General features: G+C 67.3%; 14 protein-coding genes. 8 read left to right on the top strand and 6 right to left on the bottom strand.

Features of this window, described 5'->3' with window-relative positions:
- Window positions 1–118 precede the first annotated feature (118 nt).
- Window positions 119–1,018: a tyrosine-type recombinase/integrase gene (locus ACSHWB_RS38980; protein WP_439658324.1), complete on the bottom strand. Its 900-nt coding sequence runs from the start codon at window positions 1,016–1,018 to the stop codon at window positions 119–121.
- A gap of 224 nt (window positions 1,019–1,242) precedes the next feature.
- On the opposite strand from ACSHWB_RS38980, the gene ACSHWB_RS38975 reads away from it, so the two are divergent.
- From ACSHWB_RS38975 to ACSHWB_RS38965, 3 genes are read left to right on the top strand one after another with little or no spacing between them, the layout of a single operon-like run.
- Window positions 1,243–1,629, top strand: coding sequence for a hypothetical protein (locus tag ACSHWB_RS38975; protein WP_439657754.1), 387 nt, complete (start codon window positions 1,243–1,245; stop codon window positions 1,627–1,629).
- The gene (locus tag ACSHWB_RS38970; RefSeq protein WP_439657755.1) at window positions 1,626–2,345 is read left to right on the top strand and encodes a heavy metal-binding domain-containing protein; all 720 of its coding nucleotides are present in this window, start codon (window positions 1,626–1,628) and stop codon (window positions 2,343–2,345) included. The genes ACSHWB_RS38975 and ACSHWB_RS38970 overlap by 4 nt, the downstream gene beginning before the upstream one ends.
- Window positions 2,342–3,139 carry a heavy metal-binding domain-containing protein gene (locus ACSHWB_RS38965; protein ID WP_439657756.1) on the top strand — a complete coding sequence of 266 codons (798 nt, stop codon included), beginning with the start codon at window positions 2,342–2,344 and terminating at the stop codon, window positions 3,137–3,139. Before ACSHWB_RS38970 ends, ACSHWB_RS38965 begins: the two co-directional genes overlap by 4 nt.
- A gap of 161 nt (window positions 3,140–3,300) precedes the next feature.
- On the opposite strand, the gene ACSHWB_RS38960 is transcribed toward ACSHWB_RS38965, so the two are convergent.
- Together ACSHWB_RS38960 and ACSHWB_RS38955 are read right to left on the bottom strand one after the other, a co-directional pair.
- Window positions 3,301–4,047 carry an MBL fold metallo-hydrolase gene (locus tag ACSHWB_RS38960; protein ID WP_439658323.1) on the bottom strand — a complete coding sequence of 249 codons (747 nt, stop codon included), beginning with the start codon at window positions 4,045–4,047 and terminating at the stop codon, window positions 3,301–3,303.
- Between the two features lie 194 nt (window positions 4,048–4,241).
- Complete coding sequence (locus tag ACSHWB_RS38955; protein WP_439658322.1) at window positions 4,242–4,469, bottom strand: hypothetical protein; 228 nt, start codon at window positions 4,467–4,469, stop codon at window positions 4,242–4,244.
- A gap of 137 nt (window positions 4,470–4,606) precedes the next feature.
- On the opposite strand from ACSHWB_RS38955, the gene ACSHWB_RS38950 reads away from it, so the two are divergent.
- Window positions 4,607–4,861, top strand: a complete 255-nt coding sequence (locus ACSHWB_RS38950) for a hypothetical protein (RefSeq protein ID WP_439658321.1) — start codon at window positions 4,607–4,609, stop codon at window positions 4,859–4,861.
- A 724-nt stretch (window positions 4,862–5,585) separates the two neighbouring features.
- Entirely contained in the window at window positions 5,586–5,981 is a 396-nt protein-coding gene (locus ACSHWB_RS38945; protein ID WP_439658320.1) for a pyridoxamine 5'-phosphate oxidase family protein, read from the top strand.
- A gap of 28 nt (window positions 5,982–6,009) precedes the next feature.
- On the opposite strand, the gene ACSHWB_RS38940 is transcribed toward ACSHWB_RS38945, so the two are convergent.
- The 3 genes from ACSHWB_RS38940 to ACSHWB_RS38930 all read right to left on the bottom strand — a co-directional run bounded on the left by ACSHWB_RS38940 (window position 6,010) and on the right by ACSHWB_RS38930 (window position 9,768).
- A complete protein-coding gene (locus tag ACSHWB_RS38940; RefSeq protein ID WP_439658319.1) occupies window positions 6,010–6,441 on the bottom strand; it encodes a DUF1931 family protein in 432 nt (143 codons plus the stop codon).
- Between the two features lie 97 nt (window positions 6,442–6,538).
- On the bottom strand, window positions 6,539–7,639 hold the full coding sequence (locus ACSHWB_RS38935; RefSeq protein ID WP_439658318.1) for a glycosyltransferase family 4 protein: 1,101 nt from the start codon (window positions 7,637–7,639) through the stop codon (window positions 6,539–6,541).
- Window positions 7,627–9,768 carry an amylo-alpha-1,6-glucosidase gene (locus ACSHWB_RS38930; RefSeq protein ID WP_439658317.1) on the bottom strand — a complete coding sequence of 714 codons (2,142 nt, stop codon included), beginning with the start codon at window positions 9,766–9,768 and terminating at the stop codon, window positions 7,627–7,629. The genes ACSHWB_RS38935 and ACSHWB_RS38930 overlap by 13 nt, the downstream gene beginning before the upstream one ends.
- A 306-nt stretch (window positions 9,769–10,074) precedes the next feature.
- Here ACSHWB_RS38930 and ACSHWB_RS38925 point away from each other — a divergent pair, with 306 nt between their 5' ends.
- From ACSHWB_RS38925 to ACSHWB_RS38915, 3 genes are read left to right on the top strand one after another with little or no spacing between them, the layout of a single operon-like run.
- The gene (locus ACSHWB_RS38925) at window positions 10,075–10,926 is read left to right on the top strand and encodes a S1C family serine protease (RefSeq protein ID WP_439658316.1); all 852 of its coding nucleotides are present in this window, start codon (window positions 10,075–10,077) and stop codon (window positions 10,924–10,926) included.
- 16 nt (window positions 10,927–10,942) lie between these two features.
- Complete coding sequence (locus ACSHWB_RS38920; protein ID WP_439658315.1) at window positions 10,943–11,212, top strand: iron-sulfur cluster biosynthesis protein; 270 nt, start codon at window positions 10,943–10,945, stop codon at window positions 11,210–11,212.
- A gap of 22 nt (window positions 11,213–11,234) precedes the next feature.
- On the top strand, window positions 11,235–12,371 hold the full coding sequence (locus tag ACSHWB_RS38915; RefSeq protein ID WP_439658314.1) for a glutathione-independent formaldehyde dehydrogenase: 1,137 nt from the start codon (window positions 11,235–11,237) through the stop codon (window positions 12,369–12,371).
- The last annotated feature ends 37 nt before the right edge of the window (window positions 12,372–12,408 follow it).

Raw genomic sequence — 12,408 nt, 5'->3', positions numbered from 1 at the left:
GGCGATCCGTTGCTCATCCTCGGACGATCATCCTCGGTCACTCCTTCCTGGTTTTGCCAGTGTGGCCGCCATCGTGGGCGCCTGCGACATGAAGACTCGGTTCGTTGCGGGTGCGTTGTCAGGTGGCTGAGGCCATGTAGGCGGCGAGGATGTAGTTGGGGTGGCGGTCGAGGTTCTTGCGGGCGCGGTCGTATCGCATGGTGGTGCGTGGGTCGGCGTGCCGGGCGGCGATTTGGACGTCGCGGAGGTCGACTCCGGCGTCGAGCATGGTGGTGACATAGGTATGCCGGAGTAGGTGTGGATGCAGTGGAGGCAGCCGCACGATGGCGGCCTCGGCCAGCCTTCGTAGCCGGCGAGTGGCGCAGTGTCGATCCATTCGCCTGGCGCGCAGGTTAAGCAGGATCGGCCCCGCGGAACGGTTGTCAACGGCGCGGTCGATGGCCCGTCCGACCGCGGGAGGCAGAGGCACGAGGGTCTCCTTGCCGCCTTTGCCGTGCACAAGCAGCACACGGTGGCCGTGTTCTTCGCCGAGATCGTCGGCATCGGCGCGGGTGGCTTCGGAGATGCGCAGGCCTAACAGTCCAAGCATCGCGATCAACGCAAAGTCGAACTGGTTTGTCGACTCGCGTGCGGCCGCGAGCAGCGCCTCGAACTGCAGGTGCGACAGCCCGAGTACGGGTGATTCATTAGGGACTCGTGGCCGGCGGACGTAGTCGGCGGGTGAGTGCTCGAGCACCGTGTCGATCACACAGGTCCAGTAGAACCCGGTCACGACAGCCATGCGACGCGAGACCGTGGAGGGCTTGAACCGGCGCACTTCCTGCATCCAGCGCACGTACAACTCGATCTGCGCTCGCTGGGCGGCCAGCGGTGGGAGATCACGTTCGGCGCACCAGGCGAAGAACAAACGCAGATCCGACTCCGAGTGCACCCGCGAGACACCGGTGTAGCGGCCGAGGAAGGCGGAAGCCGCTAACCGCAACACAACATCAAGAGACGACGCATCCGGTTGAGTCATACCTCGAGGACAGGCGAAGCCTCATGTGTCAGCTACTCGATCACACCCGCTGCGGCATGAGCGGATGTTCGTGAGAGTGCGAGCGAGGTGTTCACGTCGCCCGGCGCGGTGTCCGCTTCGGCCACCACGCCTGCGGCTACTGGGTGATGTCTCCAGTGGCGTGGTGATGGATACGATCTGGGGACATCGATCCGCGCTTGGGGGGCAGGTTGCCGGACTTGGACGTGGAAACGCTCGCAGCTGGCCTGCGGGCCTGCAGTGCAGACCTGGCGCTGTACGCGGGCTTCATGGTGAACACGCTGTCCGAGGCGTTGCCGCCGGACATGGTCGAGGTACGGCGGAAGAACGGTGTGCTGCGGCGGGGCAACGGCGCGGTGCTCGCCGTGACCGTGCGGGTGGGGGACCGCCGGTTCACGTTGCGCAGGGAGGCGGTCGGCGCCGAGGTGGGTGCGCAGATCGTCCACGAGTCGCGCGGTATCGTGCTGAGCACCTCGGAGGTCAGGATCGACGCGTGGTCCCGTGAGCTCGCGGGCGCGTTGACGTCGTACGCCGCGCACCACGCCGAGGCCGCGGAACTGTTGCGCCGCATCACGTTGCCGGATCTGCCGTGAAGGAGATCGCGGCACTGAGGCCGGTCGGCTTCACCCCGCTCGGCCCGGCAAGCGGCACCTCGGTGTTCGAAGCGAGGGCTCCGCGGCCGCGGTGCGGGCGGAACCGCGACGGCTTCGAGGTCTACCCCGACACGGCCGCGGGCGCGCTGCGGTACCAGGGCTGGACGTCGGCACTCGCCCGGTTGAGGGAGCACTGCGGGGTCTTGGGCGGCGACGGCGTGATCGGCGTGCGCCTGGCACAGCAGAAGCTGGGGCGCCTGGTCGAGTTCACCGCATCGGGCACGGCTGTGCGCGCGGACGGCGAAATGCACCCGGCACTGCCGTTCACCGCACATGTCGAGGCCGGGGAGTTCGCTGTTCTCATGGCCGCGGGATGGGTGCCGGCGGGAGTCGTGGTCGGGCCGGCCACGGTCCGCGGCCACCTCGGCAGGAGACTTCCGCAGGTAGACGAACAACCCGAGCACACCGACACACTCGCCCACGCGATGGTGACCGCACGGCGCGCGTTCCACGACGATGCGCTTCGCCAGAGCGCGGAGGAAGTCGTCGTCCAGGACATGAGCACCTGGGTCGGCAACGAGGAGTGCGGAAGCGGTGAACACGGCACCGACGTCGAAGCGCGGGTGCTGATCGTCGGCACGGCGATCGCGCGGTTCCGGCTGGTCTCGCGCCCGCCGATGGCCATCATGCCGTTGCACGAAGGGGGAACCCGATGAGCGTCGAGCTGTCCACCGAGGCGATGAAGAGACTCCGCCAGCTCCAGCCCGGAGGCAAGGGGATCTTCACGTCCGACCTGTCGGTCAACGAGTTCCTGCTGGTGCGGCAGGCGGGTTTCCGGCCGCTGGGGCTGGTGCTCGGCGTGTCGATCTACCACGTGGGCACGCAGTTCCGGCGCTGGAACGCCAACCAGGAGCTCGACGTGCTCTCGCAGGCGATGTACCACGCGCGGGAGCTCGCGATGACCCGCATGCAGGCCGAGGCGGAGGTGCTCGGCGCGGACGGCATCGTCGGTGTGCGGCTCAAGGTCGAGCTCAAGGAGTGGGGGACGCACGTCGCCGAGTTCAGCGCGATCGGCACCGCGGTGAAGGCGGAGGACGGCGGGAACTGGCGCAACCACGCGGGAAAGCCGTTCACCTCGGACCTGTCAGGGCAGGACTTCTGGACGTTGCTGCAGGCCGGGTACGCGCCGTCCGGCCTGGTGATGGGCACGTGCGTCTACCACGTCGCGCATCGGAAGATCGGTGCCGTCACGAGGAACGTGGGCCGCAACGCCGAGCTGCCCGCGTTCACCCAAGGCCTCTACACGGCCAGGGAACTCGCCATGGAACGGATGCAGGCGGAGGCGGCGGCGCTCGGGGCGGAGGGCATCGTCGGCGTGCAGTTGTTGCAGCACAACCACAGTTGGTCCGGTCACGTCACGGAGTTCTTCGCTGTGGGGACGGCGGTGCGGCCTGTCCGCGACGACCACACCATCCCGGCCCCGCAGCTGGTGCTCGGCCTGGACTCCTGAACGCGAACCGAGCACCCACATCGTCCGCTCATCGGCATGAGCGCGTCTCTGCTCGGCACACGATCAGTGGCATGTGCGGATGTTCTGGTTGAGCTGAAGCCCGCTCGTGGCGTACTGAACGAGCGGCGGCCGGGAGAAGTGCTGTCGACCGAGGTCGGTGTTCAGTCGATGGTGAGGGGGATAACGAGATCTTCCTCCGCTGCCAGCACATCGCCACCGAACCCGACCCGCGCGGCGGTCACTGAGGCGGCCCGATCGTTGCCCGGCCAGAAGTGGGTGAGCAGAAGCCGGCGCGCGCCCGCGAGCTGGGCCCATCGACCCGCCTCAGCCGAGGTCATCAGGTTGCGCACCGGCTGGCTGGCCTCGCCGTCGCGATCGGTGGCCTCGACGATGAACAGGTCGGCGTCTCGGCCGAGTTCGGCCAGCAACGGATCGGGACCGGTGTCTCCGGTGTAGGCGAGGGTCATTCCGTCGGCCTGCAGTCGGACGCCGGCGTTGGGTACGTAGTGCGGAAGCGGCACACCGGTCAGGGTGAACGGGCCGACACGGTAGGAGCCGGGCAGGGGGTGCACCTCGAAGACCGCGTGCAGGTCCACATCCGGTTCCAGGCCGCTGAGCCGGGCGAGAACACCGGGCGGGCAGTACAGCGGCACCTTCGGTTCGCGTGGACCGCCGTAGAGGCGCATGCGGAACAGGCCGTGCAAGTCGATGCAGTGATCGGGATGCTCGTGGGTGATGACCACAGCGTCCACCGCGCCGTCTGGGCAGCAGGCCAGCAGACGAGGCAGCGTGGCGTACCCGAGATCGAGCACTAGCCGGTATCCGTCCCAGTCCACCAGAAACCCGCTGCATGCTCGCCCAGGCTCGGGGAATGCGCCACAACTGCCCAGCACGGTGATCTGTCGCATCCGGGCAGCATGCCATTCGAGACATCATCGAGCGCATCGTCCTGGCCTGATCTGCCATCCCCAAACTCCTCCTGCGCATCGCGCGGAATACCCGTGTCCCGTCCGCAACTCGGCATGAGGGGACGCTGGCGGCGTCGGCTCACAGGGCGCCGTCCGGAGGGTGATTGTTCGAACGACGATGCTGGGCACGTTCGTCACCCGTACACGGCTGAGCAAACAACGCAGTACACCGACAGGTGCCGATCAGCGAGGACAGCACGCCAGTGGCGGTGTAGCCGCTGACCGCCAGGCGCGGTGTCGCCCGACGTCGTCGGCCAGAGGACCGCCGACAAACCGGCCTGCGCCGCCCATCCGTTGCAGATGCCCTCGGTCAGCCCGAGCGCTGAGGCGGGCGCGAGGGTGCCGGTGACCAGGCTGGCCATCAGTGCGGTCGGGACCTCGTGCCCGACGTCGGCGAAGAACAGTCCGGAAATGACGGACTGCGCTGTTTGGGTGGACGTGAGCCGGGGCTCGTCACGCGCCTGCGGCGTTGAGGTCTCGGCTCTGACTTGAGGAGCCGATGATGACTGCGCTGACGAACGTTGAATTGCTGGCTGTGTTGGCAGGCCGCCGACCAGTGTCAGCGCCGGTGCCCGAGGCGGGTGTGCGGTTCGCGTTCTATGGCCGGATGTCGACGAGTGAGTACCAGGATCCGCAGACTTCTCGAGCGTGGCAGCGGGCGGTGTCGGATGAGTTGATCGAGGGTGTCGGTTCTGTGGTGGTGGTGGTGGTGTTCTCGACGTGGGGATCGGGGACACCGGAAGTGTCTATGTAAAGCAATTACCCCACGGGAAAATCGCCTCCGTGGGGTAATTCCGTGTCCGAGACTTGGATGCTCGTATGTAGCAAGCGTGCGTGGTTTGTGTGTTCATGTGGTCATGGATAGATTGCCGTCAGATTAGAGGGCTGATTCAGGTAGTTCGATCAGGTGTCCTGGGTGATCTGAATGCCGAGTATCAATTGGGAGAATGAAACCGCACCAGGTGACTCGCAAGTAACTCTGAGGCGTCACACGTCATCCGGGGCCGCGGATGAGCCGGCGGTTGCAGAACATCAGGTCGTGATGCTCGAAACCTTCGTTCGCACCCTGACCACAGGTGACCTGGAACGGACAGCCACGACTCGCCAGGCGGATAGTGTCAGTTGGGCGGTGGCGGTTAACTGAGCTTGTGGATCTTGGGCGTGCGGAAGGGGTGGGCGCGGTGTCTGCCGGCGTCCGCGGCGCGTTTCGCGAGCGGTTCGTCGGTCAGGTGGCCTGGTCGACGCCGACTTGCTGGTCGCGTTGTGCTGCTGGAGTCGTGGGCGCCACCGGGTTCCGTCCGAGCGTCGCTCTTGAGATGCCGGCGGCGAATCTGGGGATCGTCCGCAGTTCGCGGGTCGCGGAGGCGGCCGTGCCGGTCGCGGCTGGGCTCGGCGCTGCGGCCGGTTCAAGGACGCTGAGAAGGCTTGGCGAGGCAGAACATCCCGGTGTATTTGGACGAGTGAAAGCGTGATGTGCGGTGACGGTTGCATGCGAACTCACCAACAGTGAGTGTTGGGACGTGCTGGACCGTGTCAGCCTGGGGCGGTTGTTGTACAGCTCGGCTGGTTTGCCGGTGGCTCAGCTCGTGCGGTTCGTCGTGCGCAACAAGGTGGTCATGGTCAGCCTCGACCAGGTCACCGCGGCGAAGTTGTTGCCGGCGGGGGTCGAGTTCGTCGCGTTTCAGGCCGATGACTTCGTCGAGGGTGCGCTGACGGGACGCTCGGTCACCGTGTACGGCAGAGCGCAGGTGGTGTCCCAGCAACGTCGCGGCGGGGCTGAGGCGGCCGGGTTGCCCAGCCACGAGGGGAACGCTGTTTATGCTTGTGTCGCAGCGACGCATCTGAATGGCAGGCGGCTGGATCTTCGCACCTGACCCGTCAATCCTGCAGCGTCGACGACGGTCACAGAAGAAGGTCGAACAGACGGAACGCCGATTCCCAGTGCTTGGTCTGCGGGTTGACCAGGGTGGGTTCGATGATCTTGAAGGTGCGGGCCAGACCGATGCTGATCCCGCCGGCGATGTGCGGCACGTGGGCCTCGGCCTCGTCGGAGAGGGTGATGTCCGGTGGGTGCGGCGCCATCGTGTCCAGGGCGTCCTCGAGTTCGGCGAAGAGCTTGTCGAACTCGCGCATGCGTTCCTGCAGGCCCTTGGTGATCGGGAAGTCGTAGGCCTGCACCACGTCGCGGGCGTTCGTCTTCGCCGTGATGCCTGCCATCAGGTACATGTCCCGCAGCTGCTGGTCGAGGAAGTCGTTGTAGCGCTTGAGGTCGTCCTTGTCGACGTCGAGGCCCGCCGCGGTGCGGAAGAAGTGCTCGAACCTGGCTACGTTCATGACCGGCACGGTTGGCTCCTCATCTGGGGTCCTTCGAGCATTGCGGCCCCGCGCTGTCCGCTCGACGTGCTCGCGGGACGAGATCCGGTCGTCGGGTTCACCCTGCGGGGACAGGACGTCGCGGGGCCCTGGCCAAGTGGAGAGCTCGTTCCTCGTTTCCGGCGGCTCGTTCGAGGACCGACCGGTACACCGCCTTGTAGCGTCGTGCCATCAGCGGGACGTCGAAGCGTTCCTCGGCGTCCGCCCTGCACCGAGCGGTGCTGAGCGAGCTGACTCGGGTCAACGCACTTGCCAGTTCTTCCAGGTCGTCGCACACCCAGCCGGTCTTGCCGTGTGTCACCACTTCGGGCACGGAACCGCGGCGCAGCGCGACCACCGGCGTCCCGCACGCCAGTGCTTCCGCCATCACCAGGCCGAACGGCTCTTCCCACTGGATCGGGAACAGCAGGCATTTGGCCGCGGTTAGCAACGTGAGCTTGCGCTCGCGGCCGGCCTCGCCGAGCCATTCGACGCCATCGCCTTGAAACAGCAACGGCTTCACCACTTCGTCGAAGTAGCGGATCTCGTCCGGCTCACGGCACTTCGCCGCGATCAGCAGACGTACACCCGCCGCCCTGGCCGCCTCGATCGCCTCCGGGATGCCCTTCTCGGGTGAGGAGCGGCCGAGGAACAACGCGAAGTCCTCTTTGTTCTGACGGAACGGGAACTCGGCCACGCGCACGGCGTTGTGCACAGTGGCCACCCAGTTGAGGTCCGGTGCGTGTGCGCGTTGGGCTTCGGACAGTGCTACGAGGTGCACGCTGCGGCCCAGCGCCCGGTAGTACTGTCCCATCTCACCGGTCACCGGACCGTGTGCGGTGACCACAGTGGGCAACGCGCGGCCGCGGGCCAGCAGAGGGCCGGCGAGCGAGTGGTCGTGAACCAGGTCGACGTCGAGACCGGCGAGCACGTCCGGCAGCGCGGCCGCGTGTCCGACCTCCGGCATGCTCAGGCCGATGCGGTTCTCTTGTGGCACTTCGCAAAGCGATATGAACTTCGCGTCGGTGCCGTTGCGTCCGACCCCGATCAACGTCACGTGCACGGCCTGTCTTGGCAGTTGGTCGGCGAGGTCCGCGCACACGGATTCGATGCCACCGTAGGCCTTCGGTGGGACTTCGTACCACGGGGGAGCCACCATCGCGACTTTCAGTTCGTCCATTCTGGACGAGTTTCCCCAGCGCTTGCGATGAAACCATCCGGCACCTCGTTCGAGAGCACTATTTCCCTTGGCAGACCGGCAACCCGGACCTCGGAGTCGACCTCGACCGTCACCCGTGCGCCTGCCAGCGGCACGTTGTCCACCGCGATCGGCAGGAAGTGTTCCGGCAACGCCGGTGCGAGGCACACCGTTCTTTCCGGCACGTCGGGTTCCAGGCGCAGCAACACGCGCAGCAGGTGCACGGGCGCCGCCGAAGCCCATGCCTGCGGCGAGCACGACGTCGGATAGGGGACCGGCCGGGAGAACTCGGTGCGGTCGAACCCGCACAGCAGTTCGGGCAGCCGGCCGCCGAACGCTTCCGCCGCGTCGTACAGCGCGCTCGCGAGTCGTTGGGCGTGCTCGACGAACCCGTACCGCATGAGTCCCGCCGCGACGATGGTGGAGTCGTGTGGCCACACCGATCCGTTGTGGTAGCTCATCGGGTTGTACGCGCCCATGTCGGACGACAGGGTGCGCACACCCCAGCCGGTGAACATCTCCTTCGACATCAACGACTCCGCGACCCGGCCGGCCTTGTCCTCGTCGACGATGCCGGTCCACAGGCAGTGCCCGATGTTGGACGTGACCGAGTCGACCGGTCGCTTGGCATGGTCCAGCGCGACGGCGTAACGGCCGAGTTCGGGCAGCCAGAACGCCTCGTTGAACCTCTCCTTCAGAGTCTTGGCCCGATCCTCCCAGTACTGCGGATCGTCACCGGCGACCCGTGCGAGGCCTGCCCGCGCGAGGAACGCGGCGTACACGTAGCCCTGCACCTCGCACAACGCGATCGGGCTGCGCGCGATCGTGCCGTCGGCGAAGTTGACGCCGTCCCACGAGTCCTTCCAGCCCTGGTTCACCAGGCCCCGTTCGGTGGCGCGGTGGTACTCGACGAACCCGTCACCGTCGCGGTCGCCGTAGTGGTCGATCCATTCGAGCGCACGGTCGGCGTGCGGCAGAAGCGCTGCCATCCGGTCGTCGCCGATGCCCCACCGGCTCAGTTCGCCGAGCAGCATCACGAACAACGGTGTGGCATCCGCGGTGCCGTAGTAGACGTTGCGTCCACCGAGCGCGAGGGAGGAGTCCGCGCCGAACCGGATCTCGTGCAGGATCCTGCCGGGCTCCTCCTCGCTGTTCGGTTCCACGGTCGTGCCCTGGTGGCGCGCGAGCGTCTGCGCGGTGCCGAGCGCCAGCATCGGGTCGATCGTCAGCGCCATCAGGGACGACAGGATCGAGTCGCGCCCGAACAAGGTCATGAACCACGGTGCCCCGGCCGCGATCACGGTGTCTTGCGGCCGTTCCGGGTCGAAGATGCGCAGCGCGCCCAGGTCCTCCCTGCTCTGCTGGAGCGTGCGCATCAGCGCCGGTGCGCCGAACACCCGCAGCACCGGCCCCGTCTCGTGCCACTGACGCGCTCGCGCCATGGGTGCCGACAGCTCGACGGGCAGGTCGAGCGGGAACATCGCGGGTGTCAGTTCGCCGTCCACCAAGGGCCGCGCGGTGACGCGGGTCGACCACTCACCCCTCGCGGGCACCACCGCGTGGAAGGTCAGCCGGTCCAGGTCGTACTCGGCGTGATCAGCGCTCACCCACACGCCCCGGCCGCCGCGGCTGAGCGTGAGACCGTCGTCGCGAGCCTCCGCGCCGTGACGGCGGTGGTCGGCACGCACGCGGTCTTCCTTGACCTCGAACAGGTCCGCGAAGTCGGCGTGCACGTGCACGGTCAGCGTGACCGACACGTCCTGTGGTCCGTAGTTGCGCAGCACGACGTCCTCGCGCATGCCCGCGCCGATGTACCGGGTGCGTTCCACCAGCAGGGAGCTCTCGCCGCGAGTGCCGAGGAGCGCTCGCCCGAGGAACGTCGTGCGGAACGGTTCCGCCGGCACCGCGGTGATCGGCTCGGCCGGTGCGCCGTCGATCCTCAGCCGCCAGCCGGACACGATCCGGGTGTCCATGAAGAACGTGCCCTGGGCGCCATCGGTGTGGATGTCGCCGTCGTGCCCGCACACGCAGAACGACGTGCCGTTGACCAGGGTGACCGTGCCGGCGGAGAGCGCGGCGGGGTGGCCGTCGAAAGACCAGCCCCCGGTCATCTCGTTCCGGCGTGGAGATCGAGCGTCATCGTGCTGCCGCCTCTCGTGATTGGGCACCACCAGCAGGCTGGCAAGGGTTCGGCGGAGCGCGCTTTCTCCTGCGAGGTCGAAATTTCCCGCTTGCGTTGGGCCTGCGGAGTCAGGTCTCGGCGGGGACCGTGTGAGCCGGGTTTCGACGGGTAGCCGGGCGGCATGTTCCCAAGAGTGATGGCGTTTTTGTTGTTGTTGCTGGGTTTGGTCGCGTGCACCGATAGCCGGTCTCCGCCGCCTGCCGGTACCGGTGCCGTTGCCGGTTCCTACGCTGACGTGGTCACGCGCACCGCGCCGTCCGCGGTGACCGTCCGGGTCGAGGACGGTGTGGGCAGTGGCGTCGTGCTGCGGTCCGACGTCGTGGTGACCAACGAGCACGTGGTGAAGACCAACCGGCAGGTGCGCATCCGGTACGCCGACGGGCAGGAGTCCGGTGGCGAGGTGCTCGCCACGGATCCGTTGTCGGATCTCGCGGTGATCCGCACCGAACGGAAGAACCTGCCCGTCGCCGAGTTCAGCACCGAGTTGCCCAGGCCGGGGGACACGGTGCTCGCGATCGGGAGTCCGCTCGGGCTGGAGTTCACGGTGACGGCGGGAATCGTGTCCGGTCTGCACCGGACGTTGCCCGGCGGTCCGCAGGTCGAGCTCATCCAGACCGACGCGCCGATCTCGCCCGGCAACTCCGGGGGTGCGCTGCTCGACTCGGCCGGACGCGTCATCGGGATCAACGAGTCCTACATCCCGCCCTCGCAGGGCGCGGTGTCGCTGGGGTTCGCGATTCCGTCCGGCGTGACCCTGGACGTGGCGGAGAAGTTGTTGTCCGCCGGCAAGGTCGAACACCCGTACCTCGGGGCGTCACTGGGAGACCTGACGCCGGAGATCCGCTCGCGGTTCGGGATCACCACCGAACGCGGTGCCCTGGTGCTGGAGGTCGAGCCCGCGGGGCCGGCCGAGGCCGGTGGGCTGCGCGCAGGGGACGTGATCGTGGAGATGAAGGACCAGCAGGTCGGCGGCGTCCAGGACGTTCAGGCCGTGCTGCGGTCCTCCCGTGTCGGGGAACGGATCCCCGTCTCGGTGCGACGCGGCGATGAGCTGACCCAGTTGACGGTTGCCCTGGGCAGCCGATGAGCGTTCGGAGGTTGCTGTGCTGGAGATGACGTCCGTTGCCGCTGCTGTGATCAGGGACCTGATGGAGGGCGAGGGGCGGTCGGCGGGACTACGGCTCGACTTCGCCAACGGTGACCTGCACGTCACGCGCGCCGCCGGGCCGGAGGAGGGCGACGAGGTGGTCACGGCTCGTTCGGGCGAACGCGTCTTCGTCACGCCGGAATCCGCGGACTACCTGGACGACAAGGTTCTCGACGCCCGCACGGACACCGACGGCACCCCGGTCTTCGGGGTGTCACGCCGATGAGCACCCCAAGAAGGCAGGGATCATGAAAGCTGTCGTGTACAAGAAGCCGTACGAGGTAGCCGTCGAGGAGGTGCCGGAGCCGAAGCTCGAGCATCCCAACGACGTGATCGTCCGCATCACCTCGACCGCGATCTGCGGATCGGACCTGCACATGTACGAGGGGCGGACCGCCGCCGAGCCCGGAATCGTGTTCGGGCACGAGAACATGGGTGTGGTCGAGCAGGCCGGTGACGGTGTCACGACGATCAAGCAGGGCGATCGGGTGGTGATGCCGTTCAACGTCGCATGCGGGTTCTGCGTGAACTGCGTGCGTGGCTACACGGGGTTCTGCCTCACGGTGAACCCCGGGTTCGCCGGCGGCGCCTACGGATACGTGTCCATGGGCCCGTACTCCGGCGGGCAGGCCGAGAAGCTCCGCGTGCCGTACGCGGACTTCAACTGCCTGAAACTGCCACCGGGAACCGACCACGAGCTCGACTTCGTGTTGCTGGCCGACATCTTCCCGACCGGCTACCACGGCTGCGAACTCGCCGAGGTCACTCTCGGCGAAACGGTCGCGGTGTTCGGCGCCGGGCCGGTCGGCCTGATGGCCGCCTACTCCGCGCTGTTGCGCGGTGCGGCGAAGGTGTTCGTCGTTGACCGCGTCCCGGAACGGCTGCGCAAGGCCGAGGAGATCGGCGCCGTGCCGATCGACTTCAGCCGGGGCAACGCCGCGCAGCAGATCGTCGAGCAGTGCGGCGATCTCGGCGGTGTGGACAAGGGCGTCGACGCCGTCGGGTACCAGGCGCACTCGGACAGCGGCACCAAGGAGGAACCGGCCGTCGTGCTGAACTCGTTGATCGAGACGGTGCGGGCGACCGGCATGCTCGGCGTGCCCGGTCTCTACGTGCCCGCTGATCCCGGCGCGCCGGACGAGCAGTCGAAGCAGGGCATGCTGCTCGTGTCGATCGGGCGCATGTTCGAAAAGGGTCTGCGCATGGGCACGGGCCAGTGCGACGTGAAGCGCTACAACGCGCGGTTGCGCGACCTGATCGTCGCGGGCCGGGCGAAGCCGAGTTTCGTGGTGTCGCACGAACTTTCACTCGACGAGGCGCCGATGGCGTACGAGAAGTTCGACAAGCGGGTCGACGGCTTCACCAAGGTCGTGCTGCACCCATGACCGGAAACGGTCGCTGAGTTCGTCCTCGTCTGCCCAA

It is taken from the genome of Lentzea sp. HUAS TT2 (genome assembly GCF_051853195.1).
Lineage (GTDB): Bacteria > Actinomycetota > Actinomycetes > Mycobacteriales > Pseudonocardiaceae > Lentzea.
The sequence above is the reverse complement of the archived record's forward strand: the minus strand, read 5'-3'. Positions and strand labels throughout refer to the sequence as shown.